This window comes from Paenibacillus lignilyticus, assembly GCF_017942085.1.
Taxonomy (GTDB): Bacteria; Bacillota; Bacilli; order Paenibacillales; family Paenibacillaceae; genus Paenibacillus_Z; species Paenibacillus_Z lignilyticus.
In genome coordinates, this window is sequence record NZ_JAGKSP010000012.1 from 93960 (window position 1) to 109692 (window position 15733).

Here is a 15733-nt window from a genome sequence, read left to right on the forward strand (position 1 = left end):
CCGCACATCAAAAAATTGCTTTCTTTATGCAGGTTCCGAGCCCGAGATCGCTTACAATAATCATAGTAATTACGTGCTTTTTCTGTCAACAGGAGATCCTGTCGAATCATACCGAAAAAACGTAGTACGAAAGGCGCAGTCGATGTCTGCGCCTTCGGTAACCTATGCTAATTGTGAATTCCTTGTCCGCGTCCGTTCTTCCCCTCGTTGCTCCCCTTGCCGTTACTGCTGTTTTTCCCTTGATTGCGATCGTCGTTCCTATCGTTTTTGTTCTCGTTCTTTTTACCCTGGTCGCTCGACTTAACGCTGTTCTTATCGTTTTGTTTCCCTGTACTTTGGTCATTATTCCTGGTGTTGTTCTTACTCGAGCTGTTGTTCTTGCGATCGTCCTGCTTCTTATCATCCTCTGAAACGCCATTATGACGACCATCGGAAGTGTTTTTCACTTCGCCCTGGCCGCCTTTTTGGTCGTTGCTGCGATCCTCGTTCTTGCGATCGTCAGCGTTTTGCTTATTGTCGTTTTTTCCATCGTCATCGTTGCGACTGTCGTCTCCGGGTTTATCGTCCTTGCGAATGACATTCCCCTTCTGAGGGTTCTGAGTAGGGGCTCCGATGCCAGTGCCTCCGCCTGAGGAGTGATTCCCACGATTCCAGCCTCTGTCGATGAATTTGTTATCATCCTTGCTGCTGCCTTTGTTGTTACTTTTAGGATTGCCCTTATTGTCGCCTTTGTTATTGTCCTTCTTGGTGTCCGCGCTGATGACCTTGCCTATGTCCGCATGATCCTTGTTATCCTTCGATCCTGACTTGTTATCAGAACCCGAATGATTGCCGCGGCGATCGTCTTTCTTTCTCTCCCGCTTCTCTTGCTCTTTCTTCAGCAGCTCTCTTAACTGCTCTCTCTGCTGTTCCTTCTGCTGCTCCCAAGTCTGCTTCGTTTGAGCTGCGGTCGGTTCTTCCGGTTTTTGTGCCGTATCCCCTTGTTCTTGCCCGTTCTTCGTTACAGATGGCGCCGGTTTGTTGTTATCATTGATGACTGCTTTCACGCCGCCCCACGGCTTCGCCGTCTTGTGAATCGACTGCGTCTTGAGCTGTTCAATCGTCACCTTATGGCCTTGCTTCTTCGCCATTAAGTAGAAGGCCAGCTTGCCTGCAGACAGACCGTCTTGCTTCGCCTCATCGCGAATCTCTTTAGGTGCTGAAAGTGTCGTCACTTCAACCTTCAATTTGCGGCCTTTATCGGTCTTCGAAAGCGACTTGCGTACTGCAGCATCCATATGCGTCGTAACGGTATTCTCGTATTCCGATTCTGCTGGATTAGCTACAAGTACACTGGTAATAATGACGTCGCCTTCACCGCTGTTCAGATACGGGCCGGCACTGATTCGATCCATAATCGCTTCCGTGACTTGCTCAAGCGTCAGCCCTTTATACGCCAAACCTTCCGTTACATCTACGCCATCGTTATTAATTGCGCGCAGCTCTTCAACATGCTCATCCGCTGTGATGCCAAGCTCGATGCTTGGATTCACGTCCATGGTCAGATAAGCGACAACCTGCGGTCCCTGATTCATGTGGTTCAGCAGAAACGGAACAAAGAGGAGGAGCAGAATCGCTGCCGCACCTGCGCTAAAACTATACAATTTACGCGGCTGGGCGAATCTTCGCTGCTCTGTGAAGCTGAACTCTTCGCCAACCTGAGGTTTCCGGCCTGTAGGCACCTTGCGGAATTGCCCGTCCGGCATTAGAAGAATTACGTATTTATGGCCTGTTTCCATTACAATTCCACGACTCATGCTCTCACTCCTTTCACCTGGGGTTGTTCCTGCTGTGGTGGCTCTTGGGGCTGTATATATTCCTGCAGGTAAGGATAATCACCGTTATGCAGCAGTGCGATAGCTATTATGTATTTGCGATTCCGCTCGATCGTTTTGCGGGATACGCCTGCCATCTCGCATAACTCTTTAATGGGCAGCTTCTGCTTCGTCTCCATAATCTCGTAGAGCTCCGGAGCGTTCGCGAGCAGCTTGCTGATCGAGATAAGCAGAACCCTGGAATCGGAATGCTTCGGCGATAAATCCGGCAGTTCGCCAAACGAGATGCCAAACTGCTTCAGCCGGCTGTCATACTCGCTGATTTCAAGGCGCCTGGCTTCCACATCCTGCGCAACGGAGTACCGCTGCAGCGCTTCTTTCATCTCTATAGGATTGACGGTCATTTCTTCCTCGTCATCCTGATCAAAGGCACTGTATGGAACAGTGCCGGAATGCCTTTGTTCTTTTCGGACATAGTCAATAAGCCTGCGCCGAATGACCGTTTCGGCAAAGCCTAGAAACGATTTTCCTGCCTGACTTGAGAACTGTTCGATCGCTTCGTCGAAAGCAGCCAGCGCTATGCTGAACTCATCCGAACGAGTAGGATCAATATATCGTTTGCAGAATCGACTTGTCACCTTCGCAATATACGGCTTATACGACGCGATAAAATCATTGCGCGAAGCTTCGCCGCTGCGAATCATCTCCACCATATCTTCCGGTGTGATTTTCGTATCTAGGGTGACAGCGGACGTATCGGGCTTACCGCCAAAAATCCGTTTGAACAGAACAAGTAACAACCGCTCCACCTCACATTTACATTTTTCGTGATGTCCCTTTTGCTTGAGGGGGTCGAACACATTGGTATATAAAAGAAAAAGCCTCCTTCGTCAGGAGGCATTTCGTATCTAGCAATATCCTTCGGAGGTTCGTCGCTGCAGTAGCTTATTACGCCGCTGGTTTAATACGCCGAGCCGCTTTTTCAATTCCGCTTCCCAAGCCTCATCCGCGATTTGCTTCGCGAAGCTTAAGAGATCAAGTGCCATATCGATTTGATTGGTCACGACATCCATAGGATCTTCGTTCTCATTGTTTACACAGTTCTCGAACAGTTCTTTATCTTCCTGCTCAACATATTCAATAAAGTCGACTTCCGATGCGCCGTCGCCGTGTGCATACTCAGCAAGAATCTCATATTCATTCTCAATCATGTGATGAATCTCAACGCGATGACATACTGGACAGAAAAGAATAGGAACGTTATGAATATGCGTGCGAAAATGCTTCAGCGTGCCATTCGTGCCGATCATGCTTGCTCCACAGCAAAAGCTCATGTCAGTCTCCTCCTTAGCCTCCATTACCCTTCATCAATCACATCTGAAACTTTGTATAACTTATTCGCGCCTCTCTGGCAAAATTCCTGCTTTCCTGCGTTTCCAGAGTATAGAAAAACCCGAGGCCTCTGGAGAGGTCCCGGGTTGATCGTATGCAAGATGTCGATTCTTATTTCGCAACCAGGTGAGAATCGCCCGGTTTCCAGTTGATTGGGCACAGACCGCCGGATTGCAGAGCTTGCAATACGCGGAGCGTTTCTTCAACGCTGCGACCAACGTTGTTGTGGTTGACAACTTGGTATTTGACTTCGCCTTCCGGATCGATAATGAACAAACCGCGAAGCGCGATTCCTTCTTCTTCAATAAGGACGCCGTAGTCGCGGGCAACGTTCTTCGTGAGGTCTGAAGCAAGCGGAAAATTCAGTTGGCCAAGACCGTTGTCAGTAACCGGCGTGTTGATCCAAGCGCGGTGGGAGTGTTTGCTGTCCACGGATACGCCAAGGATTTCTGCGCCGATTTTGCCAAATTGTCCGGCAGCTTCGCTAAGAGCTGTAATTTCAGTTGGGCATACAAAAGTGAAATCCAGAGGATAGAAGAAAAGGACCAGCCATTTACCTTTGTAATCGGAAAGTGCTGCTGAGCTGAAATCTTGCCCATTACCTGTTGCTGTCTCCATCGAGAAATCCGGAGCAAGACGACCTACCAAACGTTCTGCCATTGTTGTGACCTCCTGAGATTGTGCTTTGCGTTCGGAAGCGGCTTAGGCTTGTACCTAATCGCAACTGAACCGCTCGCCGCACAATTTTGCGCTTGCAGCGCTATCGCGTGCTGCGATAGACCTCATTGTTGACAACTACGTTTAGAGTAATACCAACTTTTAAAGCAAAATCAATATTGAAATTATTACTTGCTTATAATTATTGTATATTACTTCTTCAATGCTGCGATGATCAGATCGCCCATTTCAACTGTGCCGATTGCTTTGCTCTTATCGACAGCGATGTCACCTGTACGGTGGCCAGCGTCCAGCACGGATTTCACTGCATCTTCGATGCACTGTGCTGCTTCTGCGTAGCCGAACGTCAAACGGTACATCAGTGCAACCGATAGGATCGTTGCGATCGGGTTCGAGATGCCTTGACCGGCAATGTCAGGCGCGGAGCCGTGTACCGGCTCGTACAAGCCGAAGCTGCCTTCGCCAAGCGAAGCGGAGGAAAGCATACCGATGGAGCCGGTCAGCATCGCTGCCTCGTCACTGATGATATCGCCGAACATGTTCTCCGTTACGATAACGTCGAAGCTCGCAGGACGGCGAAGCAATTGCATGGCGCAGTTGTCGACCAGTACGTGCTCAAGCTCAACATCCGGGTACTCCGGAGCGATCCGGTTTACTACTTCGCGCCATAGACGGGAAGTTTCAAGTACGTTTGCTTTATCAACCGACGCCAATTTCTTGCGGCGAGTCTGTGCAATTTCGAAGCCTTGGCGAGCAATACGCTCAACCTCTTGAACGTTGTACACGCAAGTATCTACCGCTTCTTCACCGTTAGCACCTTCGCGGCGGAATTTCTCACCGAAGTAGATGCCGCCTGTCAGCTCACGCACAACGATCAGGTCAGTACCTTCAAGCACCTCCGGCTTCAGCGTGGAAGCTTCCATCAAGCAGTCAAATACGTTAGCTGGGCGAATGTTGGAGAAGAGGCCCAATGCTTTACGAATACCGAGCAAGCCGGTTTCCGGGCGAAGCTCTTTCGGGTTGTTATCCCATTTCGGTCCGCCAACCGCACCAAGCAGAACGGCATCGGCATTTTTACAAATGTCGAGCGTTTCTTGCGGAAGCGGAGTTCCTTTCTCGTCGATCGCGATACCGCCGAACAAGCCATGCTCAAACTCGAATTGGAAGCCGAACAGCTCCTCTGTTTTCTTCATTACTTTAATCGCTTCGCCAACAACCTCCGGTCCAATTCCGTCACCGGCGATAACTGCAATCTTTTTCACGTCTGCCATGTCTGATTGACTCTCCTTTTATTCGGGACTTGAGAAGCAGCAGCTGTCGCCATCGTTCGTGCAGCGCAGTAAGCTTCCTCTATAGCCGTCCTATGATTATGATTCTCAGTCTACTCCTAGTTGTACCACAAGTAGCGGACATTGACAAAGATATGAAAGCTATGACTTTTATAGGCTGAGCGAATAAGTCTCGAGAGATGGACTCGCAATAGCCAATCAGCTTAGCCGAATGCCGCATGTCCAATCCCGACTGTTCGCGCAAACCATTCAGCTTAGCCCAATGCCGCATGTCCAATCCCGACTGTTCGCGCAAGCCATTCAGCTTAGCCCAATGCCGCATGTCCAATCCCGACTGTTCGCGCAAACCACTCGGCTTAGCCCAATGCTGCGACGTTGCAGCTCGAGAATTCTAACGAATCACAGAGGTCTTATTTGTGAGAATATAGCCCCTCAAAAATTCTAACGAATCACAGAAGTCTTATTTGGCCCAAAAAGGCCGTTTGACGCGCTGATTTGACTGAATAAGACCTGTACGATTCGTTAGCCTTTATTTTTGATCAAAATGCGGCACATAAGACCTCCTGGATTCGTTAGAGTACCGGACAGCCAATTCCAACGAGCCGAATGCCGCATGACCAATCACGATTGTTCGCGCAAACCATTCAGCTTAGCTGAATGCCGCATGTCCAATCCGATTGTTCGCGCAAACCATTCAGCTTAGCTGAATGCCGCATGTCCAATCCGATTGTTCGCGCAAACCACTCGGCTTAGCAGAATGCTGCGACAAAGTTGCTGCTCGAGAATTCTAACGAATCACAGAGGTCTTATTTGTGAGAATAATCAGCTTCAGCTCAAAATAAATCATTATCCTTCGCTCGCTGTGCCGCTTCTTTGCTGCTCTTGCCGCCGAGCTTGCGCAGGATATTATTCACATGGTTCTTGACCGTGCGCAGCGAGAGGAAGGATTTCTCCGCGATTTGCGTCTGGCTGTAGCCTTCGTGAATCATCGACAGCAGCTGTACCTCCGATGGCGTCAGCATCCGCTTGAATTTATCCGTTTCGTACTCCCGCTCGAGCTTCTTGAGCCGCCTGAACTCTTCGAGCATCAGCCTCGCCGCAGAGCCGTCGATCGCCGATCGATCCTCGGCCGCTTTGCGTACCGCGCTTGGAATCGAAGTAAAGTCCGATTTCACCAAGTAGTTGACGGCCCCTGCACGGAACGCTTCCACGACAAAAGCGCGATCCTCCATCGAAGTGAGCATAATAACGCGCGCATTCGACGCAACAGACAGCTCCGCTGCAAGCCGTAAGCCCTCCGGACTGTCTGCCAGCATGATATCAAGCAGAATGACATCCGGATTCCGCTCAGCTACAATCGTGAGCGCCGCATCGGCATGATCCGCCTCGCCGACGACTTCCATATCAGGCTCGCCGTTCAAGTAAGCGATTAATCCTCTGCGCCAGTCCGGATCGTCCTCGACCAGCACGATCGAAATTGCTCTCTCGCTCATCTCTCTGCTCCTTTCCCCCGCTTGACCGCTTTAAAATGAAACCGCACCACCGTGCCTACTCCCACCTCGCTGCTAATGCGCAGCTCCCCGCCTTGGCGGCTCATCAGCTGGGCACAGTACGCCAGCCCCAGCCCGAAATTCATCGATTTGCCGCTCTTGGTCGTGAAGAACGGCTCAATGACTTTCCTCAGATGGGAGCGCTCAATGCCAGCGCCTGTATCGCTGATCTCAATCGTGCTGCCGCGTTTGCCGCCGATTACGGTGACGGTTAATTCTCCGCCGCCGGGCATCGCATCAATTGCATTTTGCAGTACATTATGTATCGCTTCCGACGTTTGCTCCGCATCGGCAATCGCCGTTGCCTGATCGTCGGAGTGCAAGGCTACGGCAATGTTTCGGCTGCTTGCCTGCTGCTCTAGCATTGCCAGCTGACTGCGTACCAGCTCCGTCAGGCGAACCTCCTGCGGCTGCAGTCGCAGCTCCTGCGTCCGTTCATGTACGCTGCGAATCATGGCTTCAATATGCCCGGCCGCTGTGCTGATCACGCTCAGATCGCTGCGCAATTCCTCATTTGCTCCGGCCTCGCGGTTCATTTTATCGGTAAACAGTTTGATTTTCCCGATATCGTTCTTGATCGCATGGTTCAGCATTGCTGTACCGCTCGTAATCGCCCGCAGCGAATAATCCAATTGCCTGCGCTCAATGAGCAGCTGAACACCAAGGAACCCGAAATTAAACAGAGCAAAGATGAAGATGACGAAAGCAATACTGATCGGCCATACGTTATACCGCCAGAGTCCATATAGGCCGAACAATGGCATAATGAAATTCATCGTCAGCGCGATAAGCACAGCGGGAATCACCGCTAACAGCAGCACGGAATGTGCCCGCCGTTCCGCCGGGTGCACATGCGACTTCGTCAGCACCAGTATCGCTCCGATCACAAAATACGGGATCGCCCATATGGCGAGTATATTGTAATGCACGGGATACGACTCCGCTATTGGCAGCGCGAGCATCCCGAGCGGCAGGATAGCCGCTGCTGCCGGCAATCTGCGAGAAAGCACCGCCGGTACTCGTTCCGAATTATAGGCTGCCCCAAAGCACAGAAATCCGAAAGGCAATCCGTAGTAGCTTGTCCAAGAGCACGTGCGCTGGATGATCCGCAGCACATGCTCGCCCGATGCATCGATATCTTGATTGGCCAGCATGGTGGTAATCCAGCCTTCCAGCACGGATGCCAGCGCTCCCATTCCACCGCAGAAGGCAACTAGGCTCAGCCAGCGGCCGGCAGCATTCCTCCGATTCGCCGACACAAGCAGCACTGAAGTAATCCATAGCACAATCCACACGAACAGCATCGATTAACGTTCCCCCAATCGGCACAGCGCGCTCGCATCTCAGGCTTCGGACCTGAGGCGACGACGAATGTCGATTTTTCTATATTATATCATGGCTGCAGCTGATTGGTTTGCGTATCCCATCGGATACGCAGCATTCAGCTAATCGGATTGGTTTGCGTATCCCATCGGATACGCAGATTCAGCTAATCGGATTGGTTTGCCTATCCAATCGAGGCTTATTAACCCCACTAACCACAAAAAAAACGCCCTGACAGCCGATAATCAGCCGCCAGAGCGTCGGTCACTTCCATAAAACTAAATCAAGCTCATTTTGTCGCGTCTGCCCGGGGACTTCCGCTTCTCCACGAGTCGGTTCAATGCGTCGATGTAAGCACGCGCGCTCGCTTCCAAAATATCCGTGCTAAGGCCGCGGCCTTGCGCGGATACTTCATCTTGCTTAAGCACGACATGCACTTCGCCAAGCGCATCTTTACCATGCGAAACGGATTTGATGGAATAGTCCTCCAGCTCCACCGTTTCTGCCGTCAGCGCATCGATTGCGTTGTAAATGGCATCAACAGAACCGTTGCCTTCTGCAGATTGCTCCTTCACTTCGCCTTCAGCAGTACGAACACGGATCGTAGCATTAGGTACGGATTTGTTGCTATAGCTCACTTCGATCGTCTCAAGCGAATACACCTCAGGCGTATCGGTGAGCTTCTCTTCCAGCATTGCGCGAATATCTTCGTCCATGACGTTCTTCTTCTTGTCCGCCAGGTCTTTGAATTTCGCGAAAGCCGTGTTTACTGCTTCGTCATCAAGCTCATAGCCGAGGTCAATCAGCTTCTCACGGAACGCAGCGCGTCCGGAATGCTTGCCAAGCACGAGCTTGGAATCACGCAGGCCGATCGACTCCGGAGAGATGATTTCGTATGTCGTTTTCTCTTTCAGCATGCCGTCCTGATGGATGCCGGACTCATGCGCAAACGCATTCGCGCCTACGATGGCCTTATTGCCAGGGACAACCATACCCGTCAGCTTGCTTACTAGACGGCTTGTTTTCGCAATTTCCTTCAGGTTGAGCGACGTTGTCGCACCGAAGTAATCCGCACGCGTAGCAAGCGCCATTGCAACCTCTTCGAGTGCCGTATTACCGGCGCGTTCGCCGATTCCGTTGATCGTACCCTCGATTTGATCCGCACCGTTTAGAATCGCTGCCAGTGCGTTAGCTGTCGCCATGCCAAGATCGTCATGGCAGTGTGCGCTGAGCTGAATTTTCTCAATGCCAGGCACCTGTTCCTTGAGCGTCTTGAAGATATGTCCGTACTCGGACGGATTCATATAGCCAACCGTATCCGGAATATTAACAACCGTTGCGCCTGCGCGAATCGCCATGTCCGTTACTTGACACAAGAAATCAAGCTCCGTACGGCCCGCATCCTCAGGCGAAAATTCGATTTTGCTAAAATATTGCTTCGCATAACGGATCGCACGCTCCGCTGCCTCCAGCACTTGATCCTTCTCCATACGCAGCTTGTGCTTACGATGAATTGGGCTGGTCGCAAGGAACAGATGAATACAAGGGTCTTGAGCGCCTTTCAGCGCTTCAACTACCGCATCAATGTCCTGCTCGCGGGAACGCGACAGGCCGATGACAGAGGCATTCTTGACGGCACGCGCAACGGCATTAACCGCTGCCAGATCGCCCGGGGACGCAGCCGGGAAGCCGGCTTCGATCCGATCGACGCCAAGCTTCTCCAGTTGGTACGCAATCTCAACCTTTTCCTTCGTGTTGAGGTTAACGCCCGGAGATTGCTCGCCGTCACGAAGCGTCGTATCGAAAATATAGATTTTACGCATTAGCTACACCTCGGACTCAAGAATAATCCCGGATAGCGAAACGGCCCTGACGCCTCCAGATCGGAGACGCAGGGACCGGTCACTTTATCCGGGTATGCATATTTATACATTCAACCACAGAATGCCGCCTTCCAAACCAGTTGGAAGGCGAGCCAATCTGCATAACCGGTTACGCGGATAATGCCTTATTATTTCTTGATCCAGTGCATCAATTCACGAAGTTGACCGCCAACCACTTCGATTGGGTGTTGTGCTTCGTTACGGCGAGTTGCCGTCATGAATGCATTGTTGGATTGGTTTTCCAAGATGAAGTCGCGAGCGAATTTACCTTGTTGGATATCTGTAAGAACAGCTTTCATAGCTTTCTTCGTCTCGTCAGTTACAATGCGAGGACCTGTTACATAGTCGCCGTATTCAGCTGTGTTGGAGATGGAATCACGCATAGTGGAAAGGCCGCCTTCATACATCAGGTCAACGATAAGCTTCAGCTCATGCAGACACTCGAAGTATGCCATTTCAGGTGCATAACCTGCTTCAACAAGCGTTTCGAAGCCTGCTTTAACAAGTGCAGTTGCGCCGCCGCAAAGTACGGCTTGCTCGCCGAACAGATCCGTTTCTGTTTCTTCGCGGAACGAAGTTTCGATAACGCCTGCGCGTGTACAGCCGATACCTTTTGCGTATGCAAGACCGATTGCTTTTGCGTTGCCGGTAGCATCTTGCTCGATTGCGATAAGACCAGGTACGCCAAAGCCTTCAACATAAGTACGACGAACCATGTGGCCCGGGGACTTAGGAGCAACTAGCAATACATCTGTGTCTTTACGAGGTTTGATTTGGCCAAAGTGAACGTTGAAACCGTGGGAGAACATCAAAGCTGCGCCTTGTTTCAGGTTCGGCTCGATTTCTTCTTTGTAAACGCGAGCTTGCGTTTCGTCAGGCATCAAGATTTGAACAACATCAGCAAGTTTTACAGCTTCGCCAACGGACAATACTTCAAAGCCGTCGTTTTTAGCTTTCTCAGCAGATTTACCGGCGCGAAGGCCGATAATTACTTTCAGACCGCTGTCGCGAAGGTTTTGTGCTTGAGCATGACCTTGGGAACCATAACCGATAACTGCGATTGTTTTGCCTTGCAGAACGCTTTGGTCTGCATCTTTCTCATAGTACAATGTAACTGCCATGTGAATGTTGCCTCCTTTAATTTAACCCTTTTGAGCGGGTGTTACAGAAGGGACTTGATCCGAGACTAACCGATTCCAGGCAACGCCGCTGCGGTTCCCTTACTCTAACCCCCGCTCAAAAGCGGTGTCGACCTTATGATTTGGTCTAAAGATGTACTTGCATTAGGTACCTATGATCTAGTTATCTAGCGTTTCCGCGGACCATTGCCGTTACGCCCGTACGAGACAGCTCGCGAATGCCATAAGGCTTAAGCAGCTCGATCATCGCATCGATTTTCTCCGTATCGCCTACTACCTGCACCATCAGCGACGTTGTGCCGATATCGACAACGGCGGCGCGGAAGGTTTCTACTACGCCGAGAATTTCAGGACGGGACGTTGGTTCCGCACTTACTTTAATTAGCGCAAGCTCGCGGCCAACCATCGGATTGGCGCTCAAGTCCACGACTTTAATAACGTCGATGAGCTTGTACAGCTGCTTGATGACTTGCTCAAGCATCTTGTCATCGCCTGTAGTGACGATGACCATGCGGGACAAGCCGGCTTCCTCGCTCGTCCCTACCGTGATGCTTTCAATATTGAAGCCGCGGCGTCCAAACAAACCGGAAACGCGCTGAAGGACGCCTGGCTGATCGTTTACGAGAACTGCTACCGTATGTCTCTTCATCATTCGGAATCCCCCATTAGCATTTGGTCAATTGTGGAGCCTTGTGTAACCATCGGATACACATTCTCATGTTTGCGAACGACAAACTCCACTACTGCCGGTCCCGGATGATTCATTGCTTCTTGCCAAACGGCACGTGCATCTTCTTTATTGGAAGCGCGGAATCCGCGTACGCCGTAAGCTTCAGCCAATTTCACGAAATCAGGACTGCCTGAGAGATCAATGTGGCTGTAACGGTTGTCATAGATCAGCTCTTGCCACTGACGAACCATGCCCAGCACCTGATTGTTAATGATAACTACTTTGACCGGAATGTTGTTGATGGCGCAAATCGCAAGCTCTTGCGCGCACATTTGCATACCGCCGTCACCATTAATGGAGATAACGAGACGGTCCGGATTCGCCATTTGAGCACCGATTGCCGACGGGAAACCAAAGCCCATCGTACCAAGTCCGCCGGAAGTGACCCACGAGCGCGGTTGATTGAATTTGTAATACTGCGCTGCCCACATTTGGTGCTGGCCAACGTCAGTCGTTACAATCGCTTCACCCTTCGACTCTTGGTAGAGCATTTCGATAACCCATTGCGGTTTCAATTCTTCATCGGAATCCGTGTAGCTGAAAGGAACTTCCTTGCAGGATTTAGCAAGCTGCGCACGCCAAGCATCGGCTTTCTCCGCATATTTCACTTCTTTGTTCGCGATTTGAAGAACCGTCTTCACGTCGCCAACGATCGGAATGTCCGTAGGAACGTTCTTGCCGATTTCCGCCGGGTCGATATCGATGTGAACGATCTTCGCCTTCGGCGCAAAGCCGGACAGTTTGCCCGTTACGCGGTCATCGAAGCGCGCACCGATATTGATCAGCAAATCCGCGGATTGAATGGCTGTATTGGCTGTGTAGGTACCATGCATACCCGGCATGCCGAGCCACAGCTCGTTACCGCTTGGGAATGCGCCCAGTCCAAGCAACGTCGTTGTAATCGGAATACCCGATTTCGTAATGAACTCAAGCAATTCCTCATGACCGCCGGAGTAAACAACGCCTCCGCCTGCCAATACGATCGGACGCTCCGCTTCCGTGATCGCTTTAATCATTTTCTCAACTTGCAGTTTATTCGGCGTAACCGTTGGGTTATAGCCGCGGATGCTAACTTCCGTCACCGGCTCGAACATCGCAAGCTCGGCGGATACATCCTTCGGAATATCGATCAATACGGGACCTTTACGGCCGGTATTGGCGATGTGGAACGCTTCGTGAATGATACGAGGCAAATCGGCAGCCTTACGTACCAGATAGCTATGTTTCGTAATCGGCATCGTAATGCCGGTAATGTCAGCCTCTTGGAAAGCATCCGTACCGATAAGCGAAGTCGCTACGTTGCCGGTAATGACGACAAGCGGCACCGAGTCCATATACGCAGTTGCGATTCCTGTGACGAGATTCGTAGCTCCCGGTCCCGATGTTGCGATACATACGCCAACTTTGCCGCTAGCCCGCGCATAGCCGTCGGCCGCATGAATGGCGCCTTGCTCGTGACGGGTCAGCAGATGCTGAAAATCCGAAAATCCGTGCATGGCATCATAAATGTACAACACAGCTCCGCCTGGATAGCCGAACACGCACTCCACATCCTCCAGCACCAAGCTGCGAAGCAAAATTTCTGAGCCGGTAATGACCTCCGGTTTTCTCAGGTTTTCCTTAATTTCTTCTTTTGACCTTAACGTTGCATGTTGAGCGACCATTAAGTCGTCCTCCCTTCCTAGGTGAAACGAGTTAGATATTAGAAAAACAAAAAAACCTTTCGTTCCCAGACGTCTATTGCGTCTAGGGACGAAAGGTTTAGCTTCCGTGGTACCACCCAAATATGTTATTCGCCTCACAGCGAATAACCTCATGAGGTAAGAACGAACCATCGTTCATTACCTTGGCACAATAACGTGTGCCTTACGATTTCCCCTAATACGATCAATCAAGATCTTTTCAGGGAAACAGCTCCGAGGTGAGCTCGTTGGAAAGGGGTATTGGCGTCGGTTTCAGCAGATCCGATCGCTCTCTGGAGCAAAAGAGCCCTTAACACTTCGTCCTCTTCATAGCCGTTTACTTATTAGCTTATCGTTTATTATATGCTCCCCAATTTCATTCGTCAAGGACTTGCTACAGCATAATTATAAAAAGTTATGTATACGCGATTCTTAGGCGCGCCGCTCCGCTATTTGCTACATAAGATGAAGAATCATGCGCCAAGGTAAACAGCGCCCCGCAAAACTTTATCAGCTTAGAATTCACGGAAAGCAGGATGCCCTATGATTCGAGCAAGGCAAGCACGTATTGATGACGATGAGATTATCCGTTTAATTAAGACCGAGCTTATCCCGCTCTCGTATACAGCTTCGCCCAGAGATGCCCAAACCATTCGCGAGCTGCCCAAACGTTTAAGCGACGGCGTCTCGCTTGTTTACTCCCGATCCAAAAGAAGCATACCGCTTGGATTCATCCATTACTATACGCGAGGCGACATGCTCCTCTTCGACATGCTCGTCGTCCATCCGCAGCATCGCGGCAAGCAAATCGGCACGCTGCTCATATCCAAAGCGGAAACAGCCGCCAAAGAAAAGGGCTGCAGCTACGCCAGATTGTTTGTCGATCATGGAAATCCAAAAGCCCAGCGGCTCTATTCGAGGCTGGGCTATCAGACCATTCGTTTCATTCATCAGGTTCGCTGCTACGAAATGGTTAAATCATTAGCAACCTAATTCGCTGATTCTGTCACGATTAGTAGTATGGGGTGTTATTGTAACCGGCAATCGGCTGGCAATCGCAGCCGCCCGGACCACCAAAGCCCGGTCCGCCAAAGCCCGGCCCACCGAAGCCCGGTCCGTAACCTGGGCCGCCAAAGCCCGGTCCGTAGCCCGGGCCGCCGAAGCCGCCGCCCCAGCCAAAGCCGCCTCCGGCAAATAAACCGATCGCAAGCAGATCGAATAATACAAGTGCTATGATCGCTCTTGTTTGAACCTCTTTACCATTGCTAAGCGGCATAAGCTGCAATTGATTTTGATGGGCGCGAACGAGTTTACCGGTGACGACAGAACCGTCTTTGCGAACCGCATAGACGGTTTTGCCGACCATCTTCTGAACTTGTTCTTTCGTAACGCGTTGCATAAGGATTTCCCTCCTTAACATAGCTTACAATGCATGTGGTTTGCCTTCGGCGACAAATGCTCATGAAGGTCATTTGTCTCGGAAGTATAAACGGCGTTGTCCTATACTCTATTCGCTAGCATCCGAATGCGATTGTACCGCTGTCCATATAGAAAAAAAACAAAAAAGCGCCTTACCGCTGTAGCGGTAGGGCGCTTTTATCATAAAACGGTAATCCGAAGACTACGCGTTTACTTTTTGTTTTGCAAGGTTTGCAAACGTGTTGAACGAGTTGATGTCGTTAACTGCAAGGTCAGCAAGCATTTTGCGGTTTACTTCGATGCCCGCAAGCTTCAAACCGTACATGAATTTGCTGTAGGACAGGCCGTTTTGACGAGCTGCAGCATTGATACGAACGATCCACAGTTTGCGGATGTCACGTTTGTGTTGACGACGGTCACGGTATGCATAAAGCAAGGATTTCATTACTTGCTCTTTTGCTGTTTTAAACAGGCGATGCTTTGAACCGAAATAACCTTTTGCTAGCTTCAAAATTCTTTTACGACGACGTGCGCGGACGAATCCGCCTTTAACTCTTGCCATGAGTAGAAACCTCCCGAGTAATAGTTATACGAATTAGATCGATCTAATTAACCTTTGATGTTTGCCAAGCCTTGTTGCAGACGTTTGAAATCGCCTTTAGCCAAGTTTGGTTGAGTGTTCAGAACACGCTTCTGACGGGACGATTTGCCGGAAAGAAGGTGGTTTTTGTAAGCTTTGTAACGAATTACTTTACCAGTACCCGTAATTTTGAAACGATCTTTCAAACTGCTGTGAGTTTTCATTTTAGGCATGTGGTGTTCCTCCTCAAAGAA

15 protein-coding genes are annotated in these 15733 nt (G+C 50.5%); 1 reads left to right on the forward strand and 14 read right to left on the reverse strand.

Annotated features, from left to right (window positions below; genetic code table 11):
- Positions 1 to 167: 167 nt before the first annotated feature.
- The 11 genes from I8J30_RS23600 to ilvB form a co-directional block, all read right to left on the reverse strand.
- Entirely contained in the window at positions 168 to 1796 is a 1629-nt protein-coding gene (locus tag I8J30_RS23600; protein ID WP_210662342.1) for an anti-sigma-I factor RsgI family protein, read from the reverse strand.
- Positions 1793 to 2614 carry an RNA polymerase sigma factor SigI gene (sigI, locus tag I8J30_RS23605; RefSeq protein WP_210662344.1) on the reverse strand — a complete coding sequence of 274 codons (822 nt, stop codon included), beginning with the start codon at positions 2612 to 2614 and terminating at the stop codon, positions 1793 to 1795. The genes I8J30_RS23600 and sigI overlap by 4 nt, the downstream gene beginning before the upstream one ends.
- 108 nt (positions 2615 to 2722) lie before the next feature.
- Positions 2723 to 3148, reverse strand: a complete 426-nt coding sequence (locus tag I8J30_RS23610) for a hypothetical protein (RefSeq protein ID WP_090977421.1) — start codon at positions 3146 to 3148, stop codon at positions 2723 to 2725.
- Positions 3149 to 3317: 169 nt separating this feature from the next.
- Positions 3318 to 3866: a peroxiredoxin gene (locus tag I8J30_RS23615; protein WP_210662346.1), complete on the reverse strand. Its 549-nt coding sequence runs from the start codon at positions 3864 to 3866 to the stop codon at positions 3318 to 3320.
- Between the two features lie 209 nt (positions 3867 to 4075).
- Entirely contained in the window at positions 4076 to 5155 is a 1080-nt protein-coding gene (gene leuB, locus I8J30_RS23620; protein WP_091212701.1) for a 3-isopropylmalate dehydrogenase, read from the reverse strand.
- A gap of 851 nt (positions 5156 to 6006) precedes the next feature.
- Positions 6007 to 6666, reverse strand: coding sequence for a response regulator (locus I8J30_RS23625; protein WP_210662348.1), 660 nt, complete (start codon positions 6664 to 6666; stop codon positions 6007 to 6009).
- On the reverse strand, positions 6663 to 8027 hold the full coding sequence (locus I8J30_RS23630; protein WP_210662350.1) for a sensor histidine kinase: 1365 nt from the start codon (positions 8025 to 8027) through the stop codon (positions 6663 to 6665). The genes I8J30_RS23625 and I8J30_RS23630 overlap by 4 nt, the downstream gene beginning before the upstream one ends.
- 297 nt (positions 8028 to 8324) lie before the next feature.
- The gene (locus tag I8J30_RS23635) at positions 8325 to 9869 is read right to left on the reverse strand and encodes a 2-isopropylmalate synthase (RefSeq protein WP_210662352.1); all 1545 of its coding nucleotides are present in this window, start codon (positions 9867 to 9869) and stop codon (positions 8325 to 8327) included.
- A 188-nt stretch (positions 9870 to 10057) separates the two neighbouring features.
- Complete coding sequence (ilvC, locus tag I8J30_RS23640) at positions 10058 to 11050, reverse strand: ketol-acid reductoisomerase (RefSeq protein WP_091212692.1); 993 nt, start codon at positions 11048 to 11050, stop codon at positions 10058 to 10060.
- 181 nt (positions 11051 to 11231) lie between these two features.
- Positions 11232 to 11720, reverse strand: a complete 489-nt coding sequence (gene ilvN, locus I8J30_RS23645; protein ID WP_210662354.1) for an acetolactate synthase small subunit — start codon at positions 11718 to 11720, stop codon at positions 11232 to 11234.
- Positions 11717 to 13462 carry a biosynthetic-type acetolactate synthase large subunit gene (ilvB, locus tag I8J30_RS23650; protein WP_210662356.1) on the reverse strand — a complete coding sequence of 582 codons (1746 nt, stop codon included), beginning with the start codon at positions 13460 to 13462 and terminating at the stop codon, positions 11717 to 11719. Before ilvB ends, ilvN begins: the two co-directional genes overlap by 4 nt.
- A 561-nt stretch (positions 13463 to 14023) precedes the next feature.
- Here ilvB and I8J30_RS23655 point away from each other — a divergent pair.
- Positions 14024 to 14473, forward strand: a complete 450-nt coding sequence (locus tag I8J30_RS23655) for a GNAT family N-acetyltransferase (protein ID WP_091212684.1) — start codon at positions 14024 to 14026, stop codon at positions 14471 to 14473.
- A 19-nt stretch (positions 14474 to 14492) separates the two neighbouring features.
- Here I8J30_RS23655 and I8J30_RS23660 read toward each other — a convergent pair whose 3' ends face one another.
- The 3 genes from I8J30_RS23660 to rpmI form a co-directional block, all read right to left on the reverse strand.
- A complete protein-coding gene (locus I8J30_RS23660; RefSeq protein ID WP_210662358.1) occupies positions 14493 to 14879 on the reverse strand; it encodes a hypothetical protein in 387 nt (128 codons plus the stop codon).
- A gap of 222 nt (positions 14880 to 15101) precedes the next feature.
- On the reverse strand, positions 15102 to 15461 hold the full coding sequence (rplT, locus tag I8J30_RS23665; protein WP_090977446.1) for a 50S ribosomal protein L20: 360 nt from the start codon (positions 15459 to 15461) through the stop codon (positions 15102 to 15104).
- A gap of 47 nt (positions 15462 to 15508) precedes the next feature.
- Positions 15509 to 15712 carry a 50S ribosomal protein L35 gene (rpmI, locus tag I8J30_RS23670; protein ID WP_090576365.1) on the reverse strand — a complete coding sequence of 68 codons (204 nt, stop codon included), beginning with the start codon at positions 15710 to 15712 and terminating at the stop codon, positions 15509 to 15511.
- Positions 15713 to 15733: the final 21 nt, after the last annotated feature.

Bases quoted from the DNA above. Each gene is read 5' to 3' on its own strand.
- I8J30_RS23600 (WP_210662342.1), bottom strand. From the start codon at position 1,796: ATGAGTCGTGGAATTGTAATGGAAACAGGCCATAAATACGTAATTCTT.
- I8J30_RS23610 (WP_090977421.1), bottom strand. From the start codon at position 3,148: ATGAGCTTTTGCTGTGGAGCAAGCATGATCGGCACGAATGGCACGCTG.
- I8J30_RS23615 (WP_210662346.1), bottom strand. From the start codon at position 3,866: ATGGCAGAACGTTTGGTAGGTCGTCTTGCTCCGGATTTCTCGATGGAG.
- leuB (WP_091212701.1), bottom strand. From the start codon at position 5,155: ATGGCAGACGTGAAAAAGATTGCAGTTATCGCCGGTGACGGAATTGGA.
- I8J30_RS23625 (WP_210662348.1), bottom strand. From the start codon at position 6,666: ATGAGCGAGAGAGCAATTTCGATCGTGCTGGTCGAGGACGATCCGGAC.
- I8J30_RS23630 (WP_210662350.1), bottom strand. From the start codon at position 8,027: ATGCTGTTCGTGTGGATTGTGCTATGGATTACTTCAGTGCTGCTTGTG.
- I8J30_RS23635 (WP_210662352.1), bottom strand. From the start codon at position 9,869: ATGCGTAAAATCTATATTTTCGATACGACGCTTCGTGACGGCGAGCAA.
- ilvC (WP_091212692.1), bottom strand. From the start codon at position 11,050: ATGGCAGTTACATTGTACTATGAGAAAGATGCAGACCAAAGCGTTCTG.
- ilvN (WP_210662354.1), bottom strand. From the start codon at position 11,720: ATGATGAAGAGACATACGGTAGCAGTTCTCGTAAACGATCAGCCAGGC.
- ilvB (WP_210662356.1), bottom strand. From the start codon at position 13,462: ATGGTCGCTCAACATGCAACGTTAAGGTCAAAAGAAGAAATTAAGGAA.
- I8J30_RS23655 (WP_091212684.1), top strand. From the start codon at position 14,024: ATGATTCGAGCAAGGCAAGCACGTATTGATGACGATGAGATTATCCGT.
- I8J30_RS23660 (WP_210662358.1), bottom strand. From the start codon at position 14,879: ATGCAACGCGTTACGAAAGAACAAGTTCAGAAGATGGTCGGCAAAACC.
- rplT (WP_090977446.1), bottom strand. From the start codon at position 15,461: ATGGCAAGAGTTAAAGGCGGATTCGTCCGCGCACGTCGTCGTAAAAGA.
- rpmI (WP_090576365.1), bottom strand. From the start codon at position 15,712: ATGCCTAAAATGAAAACTCACAGCAGTTTGAAAGATCGTTTCAAAATT.